The 21,454-nt window shown below is 40.7% G+C and carries 23 protein-coding genes; 15 read left to right on the top strand and 8 right to left on the bottom strand.

Going from position 1 to position 21,454, the window contains the following annotated elements; genetic code table 11:
• Positions 1–174: 174 nt before the first annotated feature.
• The 10 genes from CH365_RS14090 (at position 175) to hemG (ending at position 11,317) form a co-directional block, all read left to right on the top strand.
• Positions 175–1,062 (top strand): glutamyl-tRNA reductase, encoded by an 888-nt coding sequence (locus CH365_RS14090; RefSeq protein WP_100769210.1) that lies wholly within the window; start codon positions 175–177, stop codon positions 1,060–1,062.
• A complete protein-coding gene (locus CH365_RS14085) occupies positions 1,047–2,609 on the top strand; it encodes a hydroxymethylbilane synthase (protein WP_100769209.1) in 1,563 nt (520 codons plus the stop codon). The genes CH365_RS14090 and CH365_RS14085 overlap by 16 nt, the downstream gene beginning before the upstream one ends.
• Entirely contained in the window at positions 2,606–3,571 is a 966-nt protein-coding gene (hemB, locus tag CH365_RS14080) for a porphobilinogen synthase (protein WP_100769208.1), read from the top strand. Before CH365_RS14085 ends, hemB begins: the two co-directional genes overlap by 4 nt.
• Complete coding sequence (gene hemL / locus CH365_RS14075) at positions 3,571–4,866, top strand: glutamate-1-semialdehyde 2,1-aminomutase (RefSeq protein ID WP_100769207.1); 1,296 nt, start codon at positions 3,571–3,573, stop codon at positions 4,864–4,866. The genes hemB and hemL overlap by 1 nt, the downstream gene beginning before the upstream one ends.
• Positions 4,863–5,792: a sensor histidine kinase gene (locus CH365_RS14070; protein ID WP_100769206.1), complete on the top strand. Its 930-nt coding sequence runs from the start codon at positions 4,863–4,865 to the stop codon at positions 5,790–5,792. The genes hemL and CH365_RS14070 overlap by 4 nt, the downstream gene beginning before the upstream one ends.
• Positions 5,789–6,481, top strand: a complete 693-nt coding sequence (locus tag CH365_RS14065) for a response regulator transcription factor (protein WP_100769205.1) — start codon at positions 5,789–5,791, stop codon at positions 6,479–6,481. The genes CH365_RS14070 and CH365_RS14065 overlap by 4 nt, the downstream gene beginning before the upstream one ends.
• Positions 6,474–7,496 (top strand): uroporphyrinogen decarboxylase family protein, encoded by a 1,023-nt coding sequence (locus tag CH365_RS14060; protein ID WP_100769204.1) that lies wholly within the window; start codon positions 6,474–6,476, stop codon positions 7,494–7,496. Before CH365_RS14065 ends, CH365_RS14060 begins: the two co-directional genes overlap by 8 nt.
• The gene (gene hemN / locus CH365_RS14055) at positions 7,493–8,842 is read left to right on the top strand and encodes an oxygen-independent coproporphyrinogen III oxidase (RefSeq protein ID WP_100769203.1); all 1,350 of its coding nucleotides are present in this window, start codon (positions 7,493–7,495) and stop codon (positions 8,840–8,842) included. Before CH365_RS14060 ends, hemN begins: the two co-directional genes overlap by 4 nt.
• Positions 8,843–8,965: 123 nt before the next feature.
• On the top strand, positions 8,966–9,931 hold the full coding sequence (locus CH365_RS14050) for an LA_0442/LA_0875 N-terminal domain-containing protein (protein WP_100769202.1): 966 nt from the start codon (positions 8,966–8,968) through the stop codon (positions 9,929–9,931).
• Between the two features lie 81 nt (positions 9,932–10,012).
• Positions 10,013–11,317, top strand: coding sequence for a protoporphyrinogen oxidase (hemG, locus tag CH365_RS14045; RefSeq protein ID WP_100769201.1), 1,305 nt, complete (start codon positions 10,013–10,015; stop codon positions 11,315–11,317).
• Here the strand turns inward: hemG and CH365_RS14040 are convergent, their stop codons facing one another.
• The 7 genes from CH365_RS14040 to CH365_RS14010 all read right to left on the bottom strand — a co-directional run bounded on the left by CH365_RS14040 (position 11,318) and on the right by CH365_RS14010 (position 16,337).
• On the bottom strand, positions 11,318–11,734 hold the full coding sequence (locus tag CH365_RS14040) for an SRPBCC family protein (protein ID WP_100769200.1): 417 nt from the start codon (positions 11,732–11,734) through the stop codon (positions 11,318–11,320).
• Between the two features lie 5 nt (positions 11,735–11,739).
• The gene (locus CH365_RS14035) at positions 11,740–12,972 is read right to left on the bottom strand and encodes an RNA polymerase sigma factor (RefSeq protein ID WP_100769199.1); all 1,233 of its coding nucleotides are present in this window, start codon (positions 12,970–12,972) and stop codon (positions 11,740–11,742) included.
• Positions 12,973–12,998: 26 nt separating this feature from the next.
• Positions 12,999–13,355 (bottom strand): YciI family protein, encoded by a 357-nt coding sequence (locus tag CH365_RS14030; RefSeq protein ID WP_100769198.1) that lies wholly within the window; start codon positions 13,353–13,355, stop codon positions 12,999–13,001.
• Between the two features lie 87 nt (positions 13,356–13,442).
• On the bottom strand, positions 13,443–13,880 hold the full coding sequence (locus CH365_RS14025) for a PIN domain-containing protein (protein ID WP_100769197.1): 438 nt from the start codon (positions 13,878–13,880) through the stop codon (positions 13,443–13,445).
• Positions 13,870–14,088, bottom strand: coding sequence for an antitoxin (locus tag CH365_RS14020; RefSeq protein WP_100769196.1), 219 nt, complete (start codon positions 14,086–14,088; stop codon positions 13,870–13,872). The genes CH365_RS14025 and CH365_RS14020 overlap by 11 nt, the downstream gene beginning before the upstream one ends.
• 54 nt (positions 14,089–14,142) lie before the next feature.
• The gene (gene hemH / locus CH365_RS14015; RefSeq protein WP_100769195.1) at positions 14,143–15,246 is read right to left on the bottom strand and encodes a ferrochelatase; all 1,104 of its coding nucleotides are present in this window, start codon (positions 15,244–15,246) and stop codon (positions 14,143–14,145) included.
• A complete protein-coding gene (locus CH365_RS14010) occupies positions 15,243–16,337 on the bottom strand; it encodes a putative porin (protein WP_100769194.1) in 1,095 nt (364 codons plus the stop codon). The genes hemH and CH365_RS14010 overlap by 4 nt, the downstream gene beginning before the upstream one ends.
• A 188-nt stretch (positions 16,338–16,525) precedes the next feature.
• Here CH365_RS14010 and CH365_RS14005 point away from each other — a divergent pair, with 188 nt between their 5' ends.
• The 4 genes from CH365_RS14005 (at position 16,526) to CH365_RS13990 (ending at position 19,525) form a co-directional block, all read left to right on the top strand.
• Complete coding sequence (locus CH365_RS14005; protein WP_100769193.1) at positions 16,526–17,452, top strand: ParA family protein; 927 nt, start codon at positions 16,526–16,528, stop codon at positions 17,450–17,452.
• Positions 17,436–18,137, top strand: coding sequence for a ParB/RepB/Spo0J family partition protein (locus tag CH365_RS14000; RefSeq protein ID WP_100769192.1), 702 nt, complete (start codon positions 17,436–17,438; stop codon positions 18,135–18,137). The genes CH365_RS14005 and CH365_RS14000 overlap by 17 nt, the downstream gene beginning before the upstream one ends.
• A 108-nt stretch (positions 18,138–18,245) precedes the next feature.
• Positions 18,246–18,851, top strand: coding sequence for an NADPH-dependent FMN reductase (locus tag CH365_RS13995; RefSeq protein ID WP_100769191.1), 606 nt, complete (start codon positions 18,246–18,248; stop codon positions 18,849–18,851).
• A 275-nt stretch (positions 18,852–19,126) separates the two neighbouring features.
• On the top strand, positions 19,127–19,525 hold the full coding sequence (locus CH365_RS13990; RefSeq protein WP_100769190.1) for a cyclic nucleotide-binding domain-containing protein: 399 nt from the start codon (positions 19,127–19,129) through the stop codon (positions 19,523–19,525).
• On the opposite strand, the gene CH365_RS13985 is transcribed toward CH365_RS13990, so the two are convergent.
• Complete coding sequence (locus tag CH365_RS13985) at positions 19,526–20,548, bottom strand: GGDEF domain-containing protein (protein WP_100769189.1); 1,023 nt, start codon at positions 20,546–20,548, stop codon at positions 19,526–19,528.
• Between the two features lie 137 nt (positions 20,549–20,685).
• Between CH365_RS13985 and CH365_RS13980 the strand changes: the two genes are divergently transcribed.
• A complete protein-coding gene (locus CH365_RS13980; protein WP_165782612.1) occupies positions 20,686–21,450 on the top strand; it encodes an SDR family NAD(P)-dependent oxidoreductase in 765 nt (254 codons plus the stop codon).
• The last annotated feature ends 4 nt before the right edge of the window (positions 21,451–21,454 follow it).

The following is a 21,454-nucleotide window of genomic DNA, read 5'->3' as shown; positions in this document are numbered from 1 at the left end:
ATAAACCGCTGCAGAGCCAACGACTAAATAAACAATTTTATCTTGGAATCCTATGTCCCAAACCATAAGGTCATTTTGAAATTCGTTCTCAACACTTGCAAGAGGAATATTTTTCGGATCTCTCTGACAGTATTTTGACAAATAAGGCCCCAAATTAGGTATGATCGAAGATAGATGTGGTCCACATTACAGGTTTTTCACTCTGAATCTTCCGACAGGGATTTATATTCTCTTCCCGATGCGTTTTCTTGGAAGACTTGTATGCGTACTGTTCTTGTTTCCGATTCTAGGATCCATTCAAATCCGGAAGATCTTCCTTCCCATTGGGAAAGTAAAACCGGTTACGAAGCATACAGGCTTCTTCTCGAAATTATCTCAGGCCTAAAATCTAAATTATTTGGAGAGACAGAAGTGCTCTCTCAATTCAAACAAAGATTCCAAGAATTGCCCGATCTCGCTTTTGGAGATTATTTAGCAAAACTTAGAGACAATCTGATTGAAGATTGTAGGACTCTTCGCTCCGGGTATTTGCAAAATTTAGGAGAACAATCTTACGGCGGTTTGGCGGATAAATATTTATCCGAAGCTACAAATCCTCCTAAAGAAATTATACTTTTTGGGACAGGCCAGCTTGCGGAAAAAATCCTTCCTTGGCTTTCTCATTCCAATCGAAAGACTAAGATTGTAGGACGTAATCCAAATCGATTGGAATTTTTATCTTCTGTATCCGATTCCACTTCTCATTTGATGGAAGACTGGTCTCCAAATGGAGAAGCGTGGGTAATTGCTGCGCCTATGGATTTTTCCGCCTGGATGGATAAGCTTACTCCGGGAAATCTGGTCTTAGATTTTAGAGAAGAACCTCTGGAAGAATCTTGGCCTTCAGATATCGTATATATTTCCTTTGCAGAAATGCTTTCTTCTCTGAAAGAAACGGAAGAAAGGACCAGAAAAGTGAAGGAAGAATTAAAATCCGTCTTAGACGAGCTTTTGGAAGAAAGAGAACTGGAAGCTCATCAAATTGTATTCGGTTGGGATGACCTACCTTGTCCGACGTTTTAAGAATCGGTTCCCGAAAAAGTTCCCTCGCAAAATTACAGACCTGCCTCGTACAAGATCAATTGTGTAAATTGTATCCTGAGTTGGAGCTCCAACTTTTTTTCAAGGAAGCAAGCGGGGACCAAGACCTAAGCACTCCTCTTTGGAAAATGGGAAGCAGAGGTGTTTTTACCCAAGACTTAACTAAAGAACTAGTCCAAGGAAATGTAGACGTAGTCGTTCATTCCTATAAGGACTTGGATCTGGAAGGTCATGAGGGCACAGAAATTATCATGGTCCTTCCTCGAGCGGACCAAAGAGATGTTTTACTTTTTAAAAGATCTTCTTACGAAAATCCTCCTAAAGAAATTAAGATTCATTCTTCTAGTCCAAGAAGAGAATATAATCTTACTGCATTTCTTCCGGGGGCACTCCCCTCTCGTCTCCAAAATTTACCGATCAGTTTTCATCCGGTAAGAGGAAATGTACAAACCAGGCTTCGCAAATGGAAGGCGGATCCTGAGGTTTCCGGGCTCGTAGTTGCTAAGGCCGCATTGGATCGTCTTCTATCCGAAAATTTTTCTTTTTCTTCTACGGAAGAATATTCCGAACTCAGAAAAGAGATCAGATCGGCCATCTCAAATGAACTTTTTATGGTTCTTCCTTTATCAAAAAATCCGAATGCACCTGCACAGGGAGCGCTCGCAGCTGAGATCAGAAAGGGTGACGAAAGAACCAAAAAACTTTTACTCCCACTTTCCGATTTAAAGGAAGAAGAAGCTGTCTTAGAAGAGAGAAAAATTCTCTCTTACTTCGGCGGTGGATGTCATCAGAAGATCGGTGTTTCCGTGATCTTAGGTGGGGCTTCTGATTTTCTATTTGTTCGAGGCAAAACGGATTCTGGTTCCGAGTTGGATGCTTTCGACAGATGGAAGGGAAAGGAATTACCTTTACCTTCTTCCTTGGATCTTGTATTCCCAAAACCAAGACAGGGATTTAGAATGAAACGTTCTCCTGTCCAAACTTCTGTTCCTAAAGAAAAGTTTTGGTTCGTGTCTAGGGCTGATTCTTTGCCTAAAGACTGGGTATTGCCCGGGGTGGGAACAATCTTTATCGTGGCAGGTGCAAAAACCTGGGAGAAGTTGGCCTCCAGGGATGTTTGGGTAAATGGCTCCACTGACGGTTTAGGCGAAGAAGACGCAAAAAATATCGTTAGTTTTTATGAATCCAATCCTGACTTTATCAAACTCACTCATGAAGAAAGCGATATCATCGAGGGTGTGTGGAGAAGGTTCGTAACCTATAAAGTGGATTTTGATTCGGAGCAGCCGGATCTTTCCGCGTATTCTCATTTTTTCTGGATGAGCGCTTCTCAATTCGATCGGGCTTATAAAAAAAATCCGGAAATAGGTTCCAGGATCCATTCTTGCGGGACGGGAGCCACATATAAATATATTAGAAAAACATTAGGTGAAGATGCGAAAATTTTCGCATTCCCGAATTTTGAATCCTGGGAAAGGGCCTGTGAGGGAGAAGTCCCGGATTTTCTTACAAAAAGAGGTGCTATATGAGTTCCGAGAGTTTGTTGGGTCTTAGGAGAAATCGCCTCAATGCCCCGCTCAGAAATTTGGTGTCTTCGGAAAGTTTAAATCCTAAAAAACTGGTCCAGCCTATATTCGTGGCAGAAAGTCTGAAATCTCCCGAAAAAATGTCCTCTTTGCCTGGAGTATTCCGCGATACTAGCGAATCTATTCTCTCTCAGATTGAATCGGATGTGAAAAATGGAGTGGAACATTTCCTTCTTTTTTTGGTTCCTGAAAAAAAGTCGGATGATTCTATCCCTAAATCGTTTTATAAAAATGTAATAGGAAATATTAAATCAAAGTTTCCTGAAATTTTCCTCTGGGTGGATACATGTCTTTGTTCTTTGACCACTCATGGACATTGTGGCCTTTTGGATCCAAAGGGTAGAATTGACAATATCAAGTCTGTTAAAAGGCTTTCCGAACTCGCACTTTGTTATGCAGAATCCGGTGCGGATGGAATTTCTCCTTCCGATATGATGGATGGAAGAATTAGAAGTCATAGAAATATTCTGGACTCTAACGGTTTTCAGCATGTTCCGATCATGAGTTATTCTACAAAATTCAAGAGTCATTTTTATGGCCCATTCAGAGAGGCTGCAGAGTCCGCTCCTGGTCATGGGGATCGTTCTTCTTATCAAATCGATGTTAGGAATAGAGAAGATTCTATTCTTTCTTCTGTTAGAGATACGGAAGAAGGCGCTGATCTTTTGATGGTTAAGCCAGGTATAACTTCTATAGATCTTATTTTACCGATTAAAGAACAAACCGGTCTGCCTGTGGGAGCTTACCAAGTAAGCGGAGAATATGCATCTATTGCGATGCTCGCAGAAAATGGATTTTGTAAATTTGAAGATGCTCTGAAAGAAACATGGCAAGTGTTCTCGAGAGCAGGTGTATCTTATCTGATCACTTATGCAGCAAGAAGAGGAAAGGAGATTTTAGGCTGATGTTTCCGAGTTCTAAGGAACTTTTTGAAAGAGCAAAAAAAGTAGCACCGGGTGGAGTACATTCTCCCGTTAGATCCTTTCGTTCCGTTGGAGGAGATCCTGTATTTTTCCAATCCGGAAAGGGTGCAAAACTTACGGATGTTTCCGGAAAAGAATATATAGATTATTGTTTGAGTTTCGGGCCCTTGATCTTGGGACATAGAGACGAAGATGTCCAGAAGATCGTATCTGAAACCGCGGAACTTGCTTGGAGTTTCGGCGCCGCAGAACCTTATTCGCTGGAACTTGCAGAATGGATTGTATCCAAAATTCCTTGGGTAGAAAAGATCCGATTCGTAAACAGTGGAACGGAAGCTGTGATGAGCGCATTACGTGTGGCTCGCGCTGCTACCGGCAGAGATAAGATCCTAAAATTCGACGGATGTTATCATGGCCATTTGGATGCATTGCTTGTAAAGGCGGGTTCCGGACTAGCAGGAGAATCTTCTTCGGATAGCGCAGGGATAGGTTCCGAGCTGATCAAAAATACTTTGGTACTCCCCCTTGACGATGAAAAATCGGTAGAGGAACTTTTTGCAAAAGAAGGTAAAAATATCGCCGCATTAGTGATCGAACCTTTGCCTGCAAATTACGGTTTATTAATACAAAGAAAAGAATTTTTATCCAAGATCGTTGAGATTGCTAGAAAACACGGAACTCTTGTACTTTTCGATGAGGTGATCAGCGGCTTCAGAGTTGGTCTGACCGGAATGAGCGGAGAATTAGGAATTGCTCCTGATCTTGTAACCTACGGAAAGATCATTGGCGGAGGGTTCCCTGTCGGAGCTTATGCAGGAAAAGCTGAGCTATTAGATCTGGTAGCTCCTCAGGGGCCGGTGTACCAAGCGGGAACTTTGAGTGCTAGTCCGTTCGGAATGAGAGCCGGTCTTGCCACATTAAAAAAATGTGAAAAAGAAAATGTGTATAATGTTTTAGAAAATCGCACCAAATCTTTCGTATCCGGAATGGTCTCTATTTTAAGGGAGAGGGATCCTGAGGGAGATTGGGATTCCAGTATACATTCTTCTTTGTTTTGGTTTCATAAAAAGGCTCCCTCCCCTATTCGCACTGTGGATAAAATCCCGGCAGGTCATAAGGAAGGTTTTGCAAAAGTTTTCCATGCACTTCTCTCGGAAGGAATTTATTTGGCTCCATCTGGTTATGAGGTGGGTTTCCTAAGTTATGCCCATTCCGACAAAATACTTTCAGAAACATTGGAGAAAGCGGATTTCGCATTAAAAAAACTGAAAGTATGAAGGTCTTCGATTCCAAAAAGATTGTTTTGCCGGTTATCTGGGTTCTGACCACGGTCTCTCTCGGGGTTTGGTGGCTTTTTTTGGGATTAAGACAGAACAGAATGGCAACCGAACTCGCATCTCGTTTGGGATCCAAAATTGAAAACGATTTCTTGGATAAATTAGAGAGACAAAGTGCCATGATCAAAATGGAAGGTGCCTTCTTTCTTTTTTTATTAGTAAGCGGTGGCGGGACCTTGGTTTGGCTTACCTTTCGGGAAGAAAAAAGAAATAAACTCATTCATGATTTTTTCTCTACAGTCACCCATGAAATGAAAACTCCTCTAGCGAGTCTCAGATTGCAAGCAGAGAGTTTGCTGGAAGAAGGTGTAGATGCAGGCAAAGACAAACTTCTTCATAGATTATTAAAAGATTCCGATCGGATAGAATCTCAGATGAATAAGGCCCTGTATCTGGCAAGTCTTATGAGATCCGAAGGATTATATTTGGAAGAGTTGGACCTCCGACACTGGGAAGAAAGTCTAAGAGAAGAATGGTCCGAGTTGGATATCCAAACGGAATGGAAAGAAACCAAAGTGTTAGCGGATAGAAGAGCCTTAGAAAGTATTTTTAGAAATCTTTTAGAAAACTCCGTGCAACACGGAGGAGCTACGAAGGTAAAAATTCTTTCAGAATCCGTTTCTGGAGACAAGATCAAGTTTAGATTCGAAGACAACGGGAAAGGTTTCTCAGGCGATTTTAGATTATTGGGAAGATTATTCTTAAGACATACGAGCACAAGTGGAACTGGAGTGGGATTATATCTCGCTGAAAAATTAGCCGGAAGAATGGGAGGAGATTTCTCCGTTCGAAATTCCGAGTCGGGTGGATTTTTGGCGGAGTTGGTTCTCCCCTCTTATTCTTCCAAAGGGAGAAACGGCGTATGAAGGCGAAATTATTATTAGTAGAAGATGATCGCTCCTTAGGTGAAACTTTAAAGGAACGTTTGGAAAAAGAAGGATACGAAATGGTCTGGACTGTTTCTGCTCAGTCTGCAAAAGTTTTGGCCGCAGATTCCAAGCCCGACCTTATACTCTTGGATGTACGTTTGCCGGACGGAGATGGATTTGAGTTGGCAGAAGAATTAAAATCCAGAAAAGATTGTCCTCCATTTTTATTTTTAACTGCACATTCAGGTGCGCCGGAACGTTTGAGAGGATTCGAACTAGGCGCTGAAGAATTTATTCCTAAACCGTTTCATCTGAAAGAATTACTGATTAGAGTCAAACACGTATTAGAATCTCATAAACATTCCATAAAACAGGCTAAATATTCTTATGAAGGTTACCTTTTGGATTTTTACGGATACTGCATCCATACACCTTCTAAAGAAGAGATCCATCTTTCCAAAAGAGATTGTGCTCTTTTGAACTTCTTAGTGGAAGAAAGAGGAAGAACTGTCAGCCGAGATGAGATTCTAGATCGCCTTTGGGGAGAGGAAAAATTCCCTACAAATAGAACTATAGATAATTCCATTGTTAGATTACGCCAAGCCTTTGGAGATAGGGGCGAAGATGCGATCCGTTCCGTAAGAGGAGTCGGCTATCAATGGATCGGAGACTTAAAAAATGTCTAATACTAGATTTCAAGCTGCCCTTAAACTGGAACCACAGGCCACTCCTCCGATCTGGATGATGCGCCAGGCCGGTCGTTATCATTGGCATTACCAAAATTTAAGGAAAAAACATTCTTTCGAAGAATTATGTAAGGTGCCTGAGCTGGCTGCAGAAGTCGCTTTCGGTCCTGTGGATGATTTTGATTTTGATACTGCAATTTTATTTTCCGATATTCTTTTTCCATTAGAAGCATTTGGAATGGGTTTACGTTTCGGCGAAGAAGGCCCCAAACTGGGCTGGCATCTTTCTACTTTGGAAGATCTAAATAAGTTTTACTCTTTGGAAGAAGCAGTAGAGTTTATGGGATTTCAAAAAGACGCCGTGATTCGCACGAGGAAAAGAATCCCAAAAGATAAGTCTTTGATCGGATTTGTCGGAGGGCCTTGGACCTTATTCTGTTACGCTACTCAAGGAAAACATGATGGAAACCTAATACTTCCTAAAGTTTCTGCGGAGTTAAGAGAAGGTTTTTACGAGAAGATCTTGGCATTATTAAAAGAAAATATACGTCTGCAATTGGAAGGTGGTGCTGAGATCGTAATGGTCTTTGATACCGCTGCAGGAGATGCTTCTCCTGTATTCTTCCAAGAGGCGATTTTACCTACCATTAAAGTTTTGGTAGAGGCGTTCCCTGGCAAAATCGGTTATTATGCTAAAAATCTGGCTCCAGGCTCTTTGCAGTCTTTGAGAGAAATTTCGGGTCTTATTGGATTCGGGATGGATCATCGAACCGATATCGTAGGTTTTTTAGGGAACGGTTCTCATTTTGTGCAGGGAAACTTCGACCAAGCGTTATTATTCATGGAGCCGGGCGAATTTAAGAAATATTTAAATCGATGGATCCGACCGTTTTTGGATTTGGTCCCGGAAAAAAGAGCAGGATGGGTCTGCGGTTTGGGACATGGAGTCCTTCCAAAAACCCCGGAAGCGAATATTAGAACTTTCGTAAATACGATACGTGAGGCCTTCGTATGAATTCCAAATCCGATTTAATCCGAAAATACGATGTCCCTGCACCTAGATACACTAGTTATCCTACTGTGCCTTATTGGGAAGACAATCCTACCAGAGAAGAATGGATAGGATCACTTCGTAGAAGGTTGGTGCCTGATGATTCTTCCGTTGCATTGTATCTTCATATTCCATTTTGTGAGACACTTTGTTCTTTTTGCGGCTGCAATACTTCTATCACCAAAAATCATACTGTAGAAGATCCTTATGTGGAGACCGTTCTCCAGGAATTTAGAAAATACCGGGAAGAACTTCCTGAATTGACTAAACGTGAGTTGAGAGAGTTACATTTGGGCGGAGGGTCTCCTACTTATCTTTCCGAATCCAACTTGGAAAGTTTGTTAAAACCAATTTTAGATTCTTGGAATGTATCCGATTCTCCTGAATTCTCCTTGGAGGTGGATCCAAGAAGGACTAGGATTTCTCAACTCGAAGTATTAGCAAATTACGGATTCACAAGAATTAGTTTGGGAGTTCAAGACTTTGATCCTGAAGTGCAAAGATTGGTAAATCGTATCCAACCTTATGAACTAACTGAAACAATCACTCAGGGTGCACGCAAGTTGGGTTATCATTCGGTAAATTTCGACCTTATCTATGGACTTCCCAAACAAACCAAGGAAAGTATGAGGCAGACCATCCAAAAAACATTGGAGCTTAGGCCTGATCGTATCGCTTTCTATAGTTATGCTCATGTACCTTGGATTAAAGCTGCCCAAAGATTATTCACAGAAGATGATCTACCTAAGGGAGAAGAAAAAAGAGAACTCTATGAGATCGGAAGAGAACTTTTCTTAAGCGCAGGATATAAGGAAATTGGAATGGACCATTTTGCTCTTGAGTCCGATTCACTCTATGCAGCTTATCGGAATGGAAATCTTCATCGCAATTTTATGGGATATACCACTAAATCCACTGACCTACTTTTGGGTTTAGGGGTGTCTGCAATTTCGGATAGTTGGGATTGTTTTTATCAGAACGAAAAGATCCTGAAAAAATACCAAAGAAAAATTTCGGAAAACGGACAGGCAATTCTCAGGGGACATAAATTAAATTCGGAAGATTTGGTCCAAAGAGAACTCATTCTAAAACTTTCTACTTTGGGAAAAGTGGAGGTTCCGGATCCAATTTTTGAAGAGGTTCGCCTCTATTTGGCCAGTATGGAAGACGATAATTTAATTGAGTGGAAAGGAAAAACCCTTGTTTTAACAGACCTGGGAAAACCTTTCTTAAGGAATGCGTGTACAGGTTTGGACATGCGTTTGAGAAGAAAAAGTCCTGAAACCAAGGTGTTTTCTCAGTCTATTTGACTCTCTTTCTGAAATATTCGGGTCCAATAGCTGTTCTTCCCTTAGAGGACTCATTTGGAAATTAATTTCTTTTCGTCCAATACTCTGGGGACTTTAGTGGCGTAACACTTTTTCGTTTTTGAAATGTCATCTTTACATTTAAGAAAAATAATTCCGATCTTATTGATCGTTTTTGCTCCTATCGGGATCTTTCCCGTCACCGTTCTATTGAGAGAAGGTGGAAAAGTAAAAGGGGATATCATTACCCAAAACCAGCATTCTGTTCTTTTACAAACAGAATCAGGAAAACGTAAAGTAGATAAAGATCTGATCCTTAAAATACTTTTCCAAGACGTAAACGACGACGAAGAGGAAAAGATCCGCAAAGAGGAAGAAGACAAACTAGCCGCGGACAAAAAAGAGCAAGAAGATAAAGAAGCTGCTCAAAGACAATTGGATGAAGAAAAACAAAAAGAAGAAGATCTGAAAAAACAAGCAGCCGCCGACGAAGAAGCTCGCCGCCTCGAAGAACTTCGTAAACAAGAAGCTAAACGTCCTTTGAATGCACTCATGAGATCTGCGGCTATACCGGGTTGGGGTCAATATTATACGGACAGAAAATTTCAGTCCCTTCTCTACCCTACCCTATTTGCGGCTGCAGCATTTGTGGCTTACGATAAGTTTAGAGTTTATAGAACTTCTGTAAAAGAATATGGGGATTTGGGAAATCCGTACACAAGAGAAAGTCTGACACTTGCGGCACTTGGTCAAGCCCAAGCGGCGGTTACACCGTCTTTATCTCCTATTGATGCATATCTAGCGAATCAATCTAGTCAGGTTCAACTTAAAAGAGAAGAAGCCGACAAAAACTTTAAAGAATACCAAGGCGCCTTATACGTGTTAGGCGGGATTTATCTTTTGAATCTGATTGATTCGTATTTATTTGCAAATTCTGTCAAATCAGTGGTTCAGTTTTCAGACGGACAAAGCAAGGGAATGGTGATATCTGCAATACCTGCGAGCGTCGGAGCAGGAAGTGGATTTTCAGGTAATGGGACCTTCTCCGGAATGGAAACCAAATATACGATGGGTTACAGATTCGAATTCTGATCCTGACAAAAACTTTTCTTCCATTTGAAAGAAAATCTAGGATTTTATTGCCAATAGTTTCCATCCCATTACTTTGTATCCGTGGCGAAATGGGTTCCGGATCATATAGTAATCGGCGCGGGTTTTACCGGCCTTCTGCATGCATTTCTTGCTTTAGAGAAGGGCGAGTCCGTATTAGTACTGGAAAAAAGAGAAAGTACTGGTGGACTAATCCGTTCTGTTCGAACGGAATACGGGATCGTAGAAACGGCAGCAAACGGAATTCTAAATTGTTGGGAATTGGAAAGCCTTGCTGCACGCTTGGGATTGGATATCTTAATCTCCAATCCTACATCTAAAAAACGTTATATATTTTCAGACGGAAAAATGAGAAGGTTGCCTCTTTCCATTTTCGAAATAATATCTCTGGTATTTTCAACATTGACTGTACCTTCCCAACCTCTTCCGGGAGAATCCATTTACCAATGGGGCAAAAGAGTATTGGGAGAAAAAACACTTAGTAAGGTGTTAGAGCCAGCATTAGGCGGAATATATGCCGGTGATCTGGATGCAATGTCTGCCGAGCTGGTGCTCGGAAAATTTTTACCTGAACAGGCACCTCTTTGGAAAAATATTCTGCATCTTCGAAATTCCAGAAAAGGAAAACCAAAAATTCTTCCGGGAAGAAGAGGAACTGTAAGTTTTAGAGGCGGCCTCGGAACTTTACTTGGTGCCCTTGAAGCAAGAGTATCTTCTCAAGGAAAGATCAAATATAATCAGGACATCACTAACTTAAAAGAATTAAGAGTTAGTTATCCAAAATCCAAAATCACTATCGCGACAAATCTATCGACGGCTTTGAAACTTTTAAAATCGGAATATAAAGAGTTTAAGTCCTACCAAGGAATGTTGGATACTTTGCCGATCGTTAGTGTTACCCGTTTCGGAAGGGATTCTATCTTAAATGGAAAAAGAGGATTCGGAGTATTATTCCCGAAAGATCATAAAAGTTTTTCCTCCGAGCTAGGGATCAGATCCAGAGGGATCTTGTTTAACGATTTTATATTCTCCGGCAGGACCTCCGATGGAATTCATTCCGAAACTTTTATCATGGGTGGAGCAGGTGATAGAGAAATTTCCTCTAAAACGGAAGAGGAGATCATCTCCGTAGTGGAAGAAGATCGCAAAAAACTATTTTCCGAAGGTGGGATTCCTTTGAATCACTATGTGACTATTTGGAAAGATGCCCTCCCTGTATACGGGCCTCAACTGCATGCTTTCAATCGAGATTTGGATAGAGTCCTTCCGGGCGAGATCAGGGTGGAGGGGAATTTTAGGAACGGGATAGGGCTAAAATCCATTATAGAGCGTGCCTTCTCCCTTTATCATCCCAATCTTTCGGCTTGATTAGAGAGCAAATTTCTTTATTAAAATTCCCTTAAGTTCCTCTAAATCCTTTTTAATCCAGTTGGAATCTTCTTCGAATTTTTCGAGAGTCATTCCTTCTGTTTGGAATAATGTAAAGATGAGCTCACTCCCTTCTCCGTTTCCTATAATCCTAAGAGGATTATAGGAAATATTTTCAGGACTGAATATCACGTAATGATCGAGGATCCCATATTGGTTTTTATCCGTAAATTTTGCGGTGAGTTTGCCCATGGGAGAATCTATGGACCATTCTCCATTTCCTAAAGGAGAAATGGACTTGCATAATCCGGAGGCCCATTCCGGGAAATTTTTAGGTTCGGAAAGATATTCGTAAGCTGCCTTTCGGGAAACAGGAATGGTAACGCTAATATGTTTTGTGTTCTTAGTCTTAAGCATGATATTTACATCGAGAATTGATCGATCTTTTTTTGGATACTTGTCTTATCGTGAGAGGTTTTTGCAAGTGAATATGCTTGGCGAAAATTTTCTAACGACTTTGTTTTATCTATATCGAAATATAGTTCTCCTAAAAGAGCAAAATAAAAGTGATTTTCCTTCAGTTCTAATTTTTCCGCTTCTATGATTGCTTCTTCTTTTCCATTCGCTTTAGAAAGAGCATATGTTCTATTTAAAGCGGCAATAGGAGAATATTGTAACTGGAGTAGACGATTGTATAACTGCAGAATATTTTCCCATTTTTCTTTTGTATCTTCCTTTTGAGTGTGCAAATAAGCGATTCCGGCTTCCAAATGATATTTTGTAAGTTTGGTTCCGTTGGCCGCTTTATTTAGAAAAATTTCTCCCTTGCCGATCAATTCATAATTCCAAAGGTTTATGTCTTGGTCTTGGTATAGGATCTGTTCCCCATTCTCGTCTTGTCTTGCTTCGAATCTGGAAGTATGAAAACACATTAAGGCGAGAAGTGCATATACTGGAGGTTTGTCAGTGATCTTATTTTCTGCAAGCATGCTGCAAAGACGGATTGCTTCTAAACAAAGATCTTTTCGCAGAGCTTTATTTTGGCTGATAGAATGATAACCTTCGTTGAATAATAAATAGATCGTAGAAAGGACAGTGTCTAATCTATCTTCTATTTCTTCCGGTGCTGGAAGTTGAATGAGGATTTTTTCCTCTCTTAATTTTTCTTTGGCCCTAAATAATCTCTTATTGATCGTTTCTTTATTAGTTAGGAATGCATCTGCAATTTCCTCTATTCCGAACCCGCATAAGATCCTGAGAGAAAGCCCTACTTGTGCCTCTGGGGAAATAGAAGGATGGCAGACTGCGAACATCATGCTGAGTTGGCTGTCATATATATTTTCTGGAGAAAGGTCTATCTCCGGTTCCAAATCCTCTGATAGTGATTTAGTTATTTCCGGAAGAATTTTGTTTTGAAAGACTGAATTTCTTTGTAGATAATTTTTTGCTTTATTTTTTGCCACAGAATAAAGCCAGGCAGTCGGATTTTGTGGATTTCCTTTGATCCCCCAGGACTCTGTCGCAGTTAAGAAGGTCTCGCTTGCGATTTCTTCCGCGATCTCAAGTCTTTCGAAACCTATATGTTTGCAAAGAACGGAGACAATTTTAGTGTATTCATTTCTGAATAAATGAGGTAATATCTCCGAACTTTGCATAAAACCTGAATGTTTTTAGGTGTCGGTTAACGTGTATTATCTACACCGACAATTTTTCTTACTTCCACGCTATTCCCCTCCCCTTTCAAGATGGGGCATTCTTTTGCGATATTAGCGGCTTCTTCGAAATTTTTGGCCTTGATCGTTATAAAGCCTGCAATTGATTCTTTTGTTTCGGCAAATGGCCCGTCAGTGATGATCTGTCCGGATTTGATAACCTTTCCCTCCGTAGATAGCCCGGTGCCTCCTACAAATTTGTTTTGAGCGGCAATTCCTCCTACCCAGTCTTGGTACATTTTCATATATGTTTGCAGCTGCTCTGGAGAAGGTTGCGCCTCTTTTGTGATTAGATCCAGTCGCATTAAAATTAAGTATTCGTCCATATTTTACTCCTATGGAATTAGGGTTTCATCTCTAAATCAATTGAGTTTTGAAAAATTGGACATGGAGCATGAAGAAAGACTCTAATTTTATTTCTTTTTAGATCCAGTTTTAAATGGGTTTTGAATTTGTAGCCCTTCGAATTTCTGGTCTGAATGCAGATCCTCTGAATATATATGAGAACATCCGAGTCTTATTGCAGCTGCCAAAATGAGACTATCATAAAAGCAGTATTTATATTTATTTTTAATTCTTAAACCTTCCAAATAAAAATCGCTGGAAGGATAAAATTTGCAAAGAGGGATCAGGATATCTTGTAGATAACTTTTCAGCTCTTGAACTGAAAAATATTTTCTCTTTTCATTCAATGCGACATTCGAAAATTCTTGGATCACTTGGTAGCTGATAACGTAATTATCCGTCTTGACTGCTTGATCCAGAATATCGATTGCTTTCGCTCGTTTATCCCCGTCTTCTCCGAATTGATATAATAAGATATTTGTATCTAAAAATATCCTAGCGCTCATTCATCTGAGCTCTCGAATATTTTTCTTTGATCCGGATATGAGAGTATTTGTTGATATATTTTTTATAATCCAAAGACTCACGATTATCATTGGAGAATGTAGTAAGCCACTCTACAAAAAGTTCGTTTAGCGACTTATTTAGGTCGATCGCTTTTGCTCTGGCTTTTTGGATCAGGCTTTCGTCTATCCTGAAAGTGACGTTTTTCATATCCTGATTTTGCACGATTTCTGTGCAATCGTCAAGTGCGATTTTTCTGTTCTCTTATGCACAATCGCAAGTAACTTTCTCTTTTTTCGGATCCCATCCACCTGAAGACTTGCAGATGCAGCTTAAGCGGTTACCTTTTTGCGCAGAATACTTGGCTTCGAATACGAACTTTGCTAATGCTTCTAGGAATGCCGGATAAGAACCTGGTGCTGGAATTCTATAATACTCGGATATTCCATTTTCGAATGCATGGTCCCTGATCTGGACTCCAATTTCTTCTAATGTTTCCAAGTGATCGCTTATAAAACTGATCGGATAGACTGCGATCCTTTTGATACCTTTTTGTCCTAACTCCTGTATCTTATCCAAGGTGTTTGGAGTGGTCCATTTACTCGGCCCTACCCTACTTTGATACGATAAATGAATTTGTCCTTTGTAACCTTTTTCTCGCAATAGTGAAGTGAGTGCCTGGACATTCTCTTCGATTTCTTTTGTGTAGAGGTCACCTTTTTTAATTAGGCGAAGAGGGATTCCATGCGCACTAAAGACTATATCCAGGTTTTGCCAATCTTGGATCTTTTCCTGTTTGATATGTAAAAAATCTTTTTCGGTCAATTCTCCTTGGAAAAAATCCAGGATCAAATCTCGGATTGATTCTAAATATTCTTTTCTATCGGAAAATGGTCTGACCCAAAGTGGATTGGATGCAGGGCAATATCCCAATTGTTTTTCCATGAGCATTGCGGTGGAAAGTACCGTTGATCTGGAAAAATGGGGGAATAAGGGAAGAAGTACAACTCCTTCTTTAGGGTCTGTCCATTCGGGAGGGAGTTCTCTGATGTCCGGATAGCCGCAGCACATTGCTGTTCTGACTTCCCATTTTTCTCCGGACTCTTCCAAAAGTTTTTTTAAACCATCTGCTTGTTTTTCGGTTTCGGAAACAAGAGGGGAGCCTCCTCCGAATCCCATTGAGGCATAAGTTTCTTCTACTTTTTTGGCTCTAGTCTCCGCAATTTTTCTAGCGAGTCTAATCCTAAGAAATTCAGGGAGTGGAAGATCAAAAACTAGAGGATCTTCGAATAGGTCTTTCAAAAATTTGGGGATTTCTCCGGCGTTCCTAGGCCCGCCCAAATTGATCAGAAGAAGTTTGTTTTTCATAAAAAATGGCTAACCTGTAATTCCACAGAATACTGCTTTGTGCTCAGATAATTTCTATATCTTCCCGAATAATTGGAAATAATGTCTTCATTGTTCAGGCCTCCCTGGGTTTGAAAACTTCCTTCTCCGTACAATCTATGCTCCGTTAATTTAACGAAAAATAACCAAGAGGGCAGTATGTAGCCCGCTCCTAAATTTGTTTCCACTCCGAAGCCGGAGGAATCTCCGATGAAGTTTAAATTTCGTTGGTAATGATAGTCCCTGAAATGTGAATACCAAACATTACCGGAAAAACTTGCCTCTAATAACCAAGTTCCGTTAGAATACCTATAGCCGAATCCGAATGGAATCTCCCATGTTGAGATAGAATAGCTGAGTCCTATTCCGATTGGACCATAGGTTACGGGTGAAGTTGCGATCCATTGCATTACATCATATAAATAATATTTATAATAAGTATAATAGGCTCCGCCGTTAAGATAGAAACCGGAGCCTGGTTTTCTCGGATCGGGACTCGCTCCGCCAAAATATTTTCTGGCAAGAAATCCGATCCTATCATCTTTCATCTTAAGCTTGCCTCTACCATCCGCAAAGTTCTGGGTTCCTGTGAAAGTATATGGTGTATCGTAAAAACTTGCGTTCGCAAAATCGATCTTGGTTCCCTTCTCTCTGCTCACACTTCCTAAGAAAAAGTCCTCATCCCTTCCCTCTCCAGTTCTTTGGTTTTTAAAAGTGGTCCTATACTCCAAGTTGATCTCCCAGGTTTCCCACCAATGTTTTAAACCGATTCCGCCGTATTCGAATTCTCTGTCATAGGTAATCCTGGACCCTGCTTTTAATCCGGAAAGATTCGGGAACTTTGTCCCCGATTCGAAAATATGTTGGCCTCCATTTTCTCCAAAGATCCCCGTGATGGAACTTCTGGTCATTAGTTCGGATAGAAGTGCCTGGAATTTTGTTTGGGATGCCGCAGTTCCAGGGAGTTTTGTGTCTTGTTTTATCTCTTTAGGAGATTCAAGCTCCTGCGCAGGGAGGTGAGTCGTGGCAAATAGGCAGAATAGTATGGCTATAATTCGAATTTGAATTTTCATTTCATCCTAGAGAATAGGGGTGAAATGATTTCATCCCCAGTGAATTCCTTTTCCGAGAAGCAACCTAAGCATTCTCCCCTCCCCTATCGTTTCAATTCGGTTTTTTCGCTCTTAAACCTATATGAGACATAGGTTTTCTTGACAAATTCGGTCTTTAGGCTGATCTACTATCAGGGTCAAGGTCTGAAGTGAAAGCCAAAGTTTTAAGTGTGGAAGAAGTCCTCTCCGAATACGTTTTAAGTTCGGAAGATGAGTTCCTGGAGAAGGCCGAAAAATGGTCCCTACCAAAAGATAATAAGGGCAAGTACAAGACGGAAGTTTTGGATAAGTACTTCTCCAAAAAAGTAAAACATTCCTACGAATCAGTGATCATTGCAGTTTCCAATCAAAAAGGTGGAGAAGGTAAAACCACAGTTTCCATCTGTCTCGCGGAAGCACTGGCCAAATCAGGCAAAAAAGTTCTGCTCCTAGATTGGGACGCACAGGCAAATATCACTCAGTTGTATGTGGGCCAGGCGGACAAATCCGTTTTTCATAGCCTGGGTTATAAGGAAGAATCCAAGGTAGACATTTCCGAAATTATCGTGAACCTTGCTCCTGGTTTGGATTTGGTTCCTTCTTCTATTCATTTGGCGAATTTTACCACTCCATATGAGAGGGACGATTTTGATCTTTTGAAAGAGGCGTTATTGCCGGTCCGTTCTTCTTACGAATATATTATTATAGATTGTCCTCCTTCTCTTGGTTTGATCTTGGAGAATGCTTTGATCGCAGCGGATCTTGTTTTGGTTCCGATTCAGACTAGAGCATTTAGCGTCCAAGGCCTGAAAGATCTACATGGTACAATTGAGAAGATCCGTAAAAAAGCAAATCCAGGCCTCGGACTTTTGGGTGCTGTATTAAATCAATACGAGGATTCCAGGGCGCTTTCGGGACTTGCAGAAACTGTTCGGAAATATTTTCCGGTATTTGATTCCGTTGTGTATAGAAGAGAAGCAATTCCTCAGTCCCAAGCAAAACGTAAACTTTTATCCGAATATGATCCTAAAGCAATGCAGATGTTTTCTACCTTAGCGGAAGAAGTAATGAGGAGAGCGAATGGCAAAAAGAGCTGATTTTGCGGGGCTGGATTTATTAACGGCTTTCGGCGGGGATGAATCCCTCAAAAAAGAAATTCTTCTTTCGGATATTATCACTAATCCGGAACAACCCAGGGTTTTCGGAAAAGAAGACGTAAGCGATCTTGTGGAATCAATGAAACGTTTGGGATTAATAGAGCCAATCGTTGTTCGCAAGTTAGGTAAGAAGTTTCAAATAGTCGCCGGAGAAAGAAGGTTCCAAGCCGCTAAACTGATTGGCTGGAAGTCCATTCCTGTTGTAGAGACCGAAGCTTCCGAAGACAGATGTTATGAGATTGCCTTGGCGGAAAACGAAAAACGTAAAAGTTTGAATCCTTGGGAAGTAGGAAGGGCAATCCAGTTCTTAAGAAAGGAAAGAAAAAAAACCGCAGAAGAAGTCGGTAAGATCCTAGGTTATACCGAAAGGTATGTGAAACAGTTAAGTTCTATTGCTAGGTTAGATCAGAAATCCGTTTCGGAATTGCTTAAAAGTGGGAGTGATCTTTCCGTAAAAAACCTGGAAACCCTTCTGAAAAAGAAAGAAGGACGGGGGGGTGAAACGATTTCACCCCGTAAACCTGGAGAAAGGATTACCCTAGATCTTAAACCTCTGACTGTTAAGAATCGAGAGTCTTTCCTAAGGGAACTTTCTAACCTAAAGAAAAAATACGGATTGAGCTAAGACGATTTTTTTCTCGTTGGAGAAAACTCAAGGCTCTTGATTCTGTTCTCATACGACCGTTTGGGTGATCTTTTTTTATCCCACTCGGGTTTCTAATAAAGGAATAGAATGAAACTTGGAATCATCGTTGGCTCCCAACAAAAAGAATCTCAATCCGCTAAGGTAGGCGAATTTTTAAATTCTAAATTAAAAGAAATGTCTGTGGAAACTTGGACATTAGATCTGGGAAAAAATCCACTTCCTCTATATGATTCAACTCAGACAAGCGACGATAAGGTTTGGACCAGCCTTTGGAAGCCTATCGACGAAAATTTAAAAAGTTCAGAAGGTTTTGTTATTATCACTCCCGAATACGGCGGCATGGCAAGCCCTGCTATTAAAAATTTCTTCCTTCATGCGGGACTTGTCCAACTGGGCCATAAACCTGGGCTACTTGTTTCTGTTTCTTCAGGTAGAGGTGGGGCTTTTCCGATCAATGAAATGAGGGCGAGCAGTTATAAAAATACCAAGATCTGTTATATCCCGGAGCAATTGATCTTCAGGGATGTGGAACATTTGATTAATGGTGGAGAACCAGTCTCTCCGGAAGACAGTTTTATCAGAGAAAGAAGTGTATTCGCTTTGAAAATTTTAGTCGCTTATGCGAATTCTTTGTCTGAGATCCGTGAGTCTGGCGTAGTCCAGGATCCTAGATTTAAGAACGGAATGTCCTGATTTTAAATTTTTTTTTTGAGAATACCGCCTCCCCAAATTTTATTTAAAGTCTATAATGTGACATAATTCTACAAATGTCAGATGCCAACTAACTGATGGGGGAGGGGAGTTCCTTCACCGGAGATTTGGCTCAAAGATTGTCTTTTCTAACCCGATGATATATCCTGGGGGATGTCAGAATATTGGCTCCCAGTTAGGAAACGGAAAGTTTCGAAGTCAGATAAGACGGACCGGATTTTTAGATGTCTTGGTCTAAATCGAAAAGTTAGGAATTCATGAATAAAATTAATATCCAGGCCGGCCAGATTATTTTTAGAGAAGGCGAGTTGAATAACTCGATGTATATCATCACCTCCGGGACAGTTGAAATATTTTTTACTCATAAGAACTCGGCCACTCGTTTGGCCTTGATGAAAAAGGGAGATTTTTTCGGCGAGATGGCTTTGTTTAGAGCTAAGCCAAGGACTGCGACTGCAAGAGCAGTAATGGACACTGAAATGGTCGCGGTGGAATCCAAACAACAATTGGAAAGATACCTACTCGCTAATCCTGAATTTGCAGCTAAAATGGTGAGGATTTTGGCGGATCGTTTGGCGAATACAAACGAACTTTTGATCTCCAAACTGAACGAAATTACTACGAAAGAAATCGAATATCAAATAGAAGAAAAATAATCAAACATACGTAATACGATCTTTACCTGCGGCTTTTGCTTCGTACAGTTTTGCGTCTGTAAACGAATATAATCTATTACTTTCGTCTGCGTCTCCAGGGTATTCGGCGACTCCACCGGATACTGTGACTTCTATCCCGAAGTCGTTCTTGGAGGAATTTCTCAAATAGGTCCTGAATCTTTCGATAGCTACTTTTGCGTTTTCTTTGCTGGTTTCCGGAAGAATGACCGCAAATTCTTCTCCTCCGACCCTGCAGCTGATATCCTCGGTTCTAAATGCATACATCAATGTTCCGGCCACCAGTTTTAAGATATCGTCTCCGAAAGAATGTCCCTTGGTATCATTGATCCTTTTGAAATTGTCCAGATCGAATAGGAAGAGACAGAAACTTCTTTTATATCTTTTGCTTCTAGTAATTTCTTTGTTTAAGACCAGGTTGAAATATCTTTTATTATAAATCCCTGTTCCTTCGTCTATGACTGCGTTTAGTATGATCTCTTCGAAGGAATATATATCCACGATCTTTGGATTTTCTATCAGCCGATTCTTTAGATAAATATAATCTAGAAGTGCGACTACGAAATTCATACTTCTGCCCAGCTGTTTACTCAAACCTTCTGCGTGAGCATAGATCTCTTTCCATAGTGATCTGGCCTCGGATTCCGGTAGGTCCAGGTTTGCGATAATTCTGAAAAAGTCGGAGTAGAAATAATCGTCCTTTTTTCCCATTTCTTCGAATTTATTGGCGAGGCTGGGAAGAGGTGCTTCTTTATCGTTTACGATCTCTAAGATTGCGGTTTTTCTTTCTGAGTTAACCTGTCCTAGTCCCTTGAACCTGTCCCTCATTTCTATGAGTTCGTTTCTGGCAAGATTTGCCGTAGTTTCATGGGCGTTCAGGATCTGTTCTGCTGCGAGTAATTCTACTTCTCCCAGCTTGGAAACTCTTTCGTAGAGCTCCAATATTTCCTTGAGTTTTCGGATTTCCTCTTCTTTTTCTTTTAGTTCTTCTTGTAGATTTCGCATCTTGGTTCGGGGGATATGGGTCGAAGATTCCGGGGTAGGAACTCCTAACTTTCCGGTTTGTTATGGAATACTGGTAAAATAATTCTTTTCCACCCTATGGGTAAACCAATTTAATGAATTACTTGGCGGTTTCATCTATGTCCAAAGGTCCTAACAAGAAAAAAATTATTATCACAGGAGCTAGCTCCGGTATCGGCAGAGAGCTTGCTCTTTTATACGGAAAAGAGGGGCACGATCTGGCAATCACTTCCAGACGTAAGAAAGTTTTAGAGGATATTGCAAAAGAGATCCGTTCCTTTAAAAAAGGTGGTAAGGTGATTTTGGCTTCCTTAGATGTTTCTGAATCCGAAGACAATTTTAAAGTTCTTCCGAAACTTGCCAAGGATCTAGGTGGAGTAGATCTGTTCATAGCGAATGCCGGGATTTCTACTAACTCTTCTTTTGGTAAAAAAAGTTTCGAAGCGGATAAGGCAGTAATCGATACAAATTTGATTGGGCTTATGGCCGGTATCTCCGCTTTACAACCGATCTTTCGAGACCAGAAAGGTGGGCAGATAGTAGGAATTTCTTCAGTAGCTTCCTTTAGAGGCCTTCCCGGTTCGGCAAGTTATTCTACTTCTAAGGCAGCGGTTTCTACTTATTTGGAAGCACTTAGAGGAGAAGTCCGACCGTTCGGAGTGAAGGTCACAGTGATTCATCCAGGCTTTATAGATACTCCGATCAATCAAAAGCTGAAGTCTCGTCCTTTTCTTGTTTCCGCAGAAAAGGGTGCTAAAAAAATTTACGATAGGATAGAATCAGGAGTTCGGTCCGCTACTGTACCTTGGTTTCCTTGGGCATTGGTCGGAGTTCTGATGAAATCGGTCCCTGAGTTTTTATGGGAGAAGATCGGACCTAGATAAAGGT

The sequence above is a fragment of the Leptospira neocaledonica genome, from assembly GCF_002812205.1.
GTDB classification, from domain to species: Bacteria; Spirochaetota; Leptospiria; order Leptospirales; family Leptospiraceae; genus Leptospira_B; species Leptospira_B neocaledonica.
Note: the sequence above shows the minus strand (reverse complement) of the source record. Positions and strands in the feature narration are given on the sequence as shown.

What these genes read in the sequence shown, in the direction of transcription:
- CH365_RS14030 (WP_100769198.1), bottom strand. Translation starts at nt 13,355, where the DNA reads ATGGACGAATACTTAATTTTAATGCGACTGGATCTAATCACAAAAGAG.
- CH365_RS14000 (WP_100769192.1), top strand. Translation starts at nt 17,436, where the DNA reads ATGGCAAAAAGAGCTGATTTTGCGGGGCTGGATTTATTAACGGCTTTC.
- CH365_RS14010 (WP_100769194.1), bottom strand. Translation starts at nt 16,337, where the DNA reads ATGAAAATTCAAATTCGAATTATAGCCATACTATTCTGCCTATTTGCC.
- CH365_RS14065 (WP_100769205.1), top strand. Translation starts at nt 5,789, where the DNA reads ATGAAGGCGAAATTATTATTAGTAGAAGATGATCGCTCCTTAGGTGAA.
- hemL (WP_100769207.1), top strand. Translation starts at nt 3,571, where the DNA reads ATGTTTCCGAGTTCTAAGGAACTTTTTGAAAGAGCAAAAAAAGTAGCA.
- CH365_RS13990 (WP_100769190.1), top strand. Translation starts at nt 19,127, where the DNA reads ATGAATAAAATTAATATCCAGGCCGGCCAGATTATTTTTAGAGAAGGC.
- CH365_RS14050 (WP_100769202.1), top strand. Translation starts at nt 8,966, where the DNA reads ATGTCATCTTTACATTTAAGAAAAATAATTCCGATCTTATTGATCGTT.
- CH365_RS14035 (WP_100769199.1), bottom strand. Translation starts at nt 12,972, where the DNA reads ATGCAAAGTTCGGAGATATTACCTCATTTATTCAGAAATGAATACACT.
- CH365_RS14060 (WP_100769204.1), top strand. Translation starts at nt 6,474, where the DNA reads ATGTCTAATACTAGATTTCAAGCTGCCCTTAAACTGGAACCACAGGCC.
- CH365_RS14040 (WP_100769200.1), bottom strand. Translation starts at nt 11,734, where the DNA reads ATGCTTAAGACTAAGAACACAAAACATATTAGCGTTACCATTCCTGTT.
- CH365_RS14090 (WP_100769210.1), top strand. Translation starts at nt 175, where the DNA reads ATGTGGTCCACATTACAGGTTTTTCACTCTGAATCTTCCGACAGGGAT.
- CH365_RS13980 (WP_165782612.1), top strand. Translation starts at nt 20,686, where the DNA reads ATGTCCAAAGGTCCTAACAAGAAAAAAATTATTATCACAGGAGCTAGC.
- hemB (WP_100769208.1), top strand. Translation starts at nt 2,606, where the DNA reads ATGAGTTCCGAGAGTTTGTTGGGTCTTAGGAGAAATCGCCTCAATGCC.
- CH365_RS13995 (WP_100769191.1), top strand. Translation starts at nt 18,246, where the DNA reads ATGAAACTTGGAATCATCGTTGGCTCCCAACAAAAAGAATCTCAATCC.
- CH365_RS13985 (WP_100769189.1), bottom strand. Translation starts at nt 20,548, where the DNA reads ATGCGAAATCTACAAGAAGAACTAAAAGAAAAAGAAGAGGAAATCCGA.
- CH365_RS14070 (WP_100769206.1), top strand. Translation starts at nt 4,863, where the DNA reads ATGAAGGTCTTCGATTCCAAAAAGATTGTTTTGCCGGTTATCTGGGTT.
- CH365_RS14025 (WP_100769197.1), bottom strand. Translation starts at nt 13,880, where the DNA reads ATGAGCGCTAGGATATTTTTAGATACAAATATCTTATTATATCAATTC.
- hemN (WP_100769203.1), top strand. Translation starts at nt 7,493, where the DNA reads ATGAATTCCAAATCCGATTTAATCCGAAAATACGATGTCCCTGCACCT.
- hemH (WP_100769195.1), bottom strand. Translation starts at nt 15,246, where the DNA reads ATGAAAAACAAACTTCTTCTGATCAATTTGGGCGGGCCTAGGAACGCC.
- CH365_RS14020 (WP_100769196.1), bottom strand. Translation starts at nt 14,088, where the DNA reads ATGAAAAACGTCACTTTCAGGATAGACGAAAGCCTGATCCAAAAAGCC.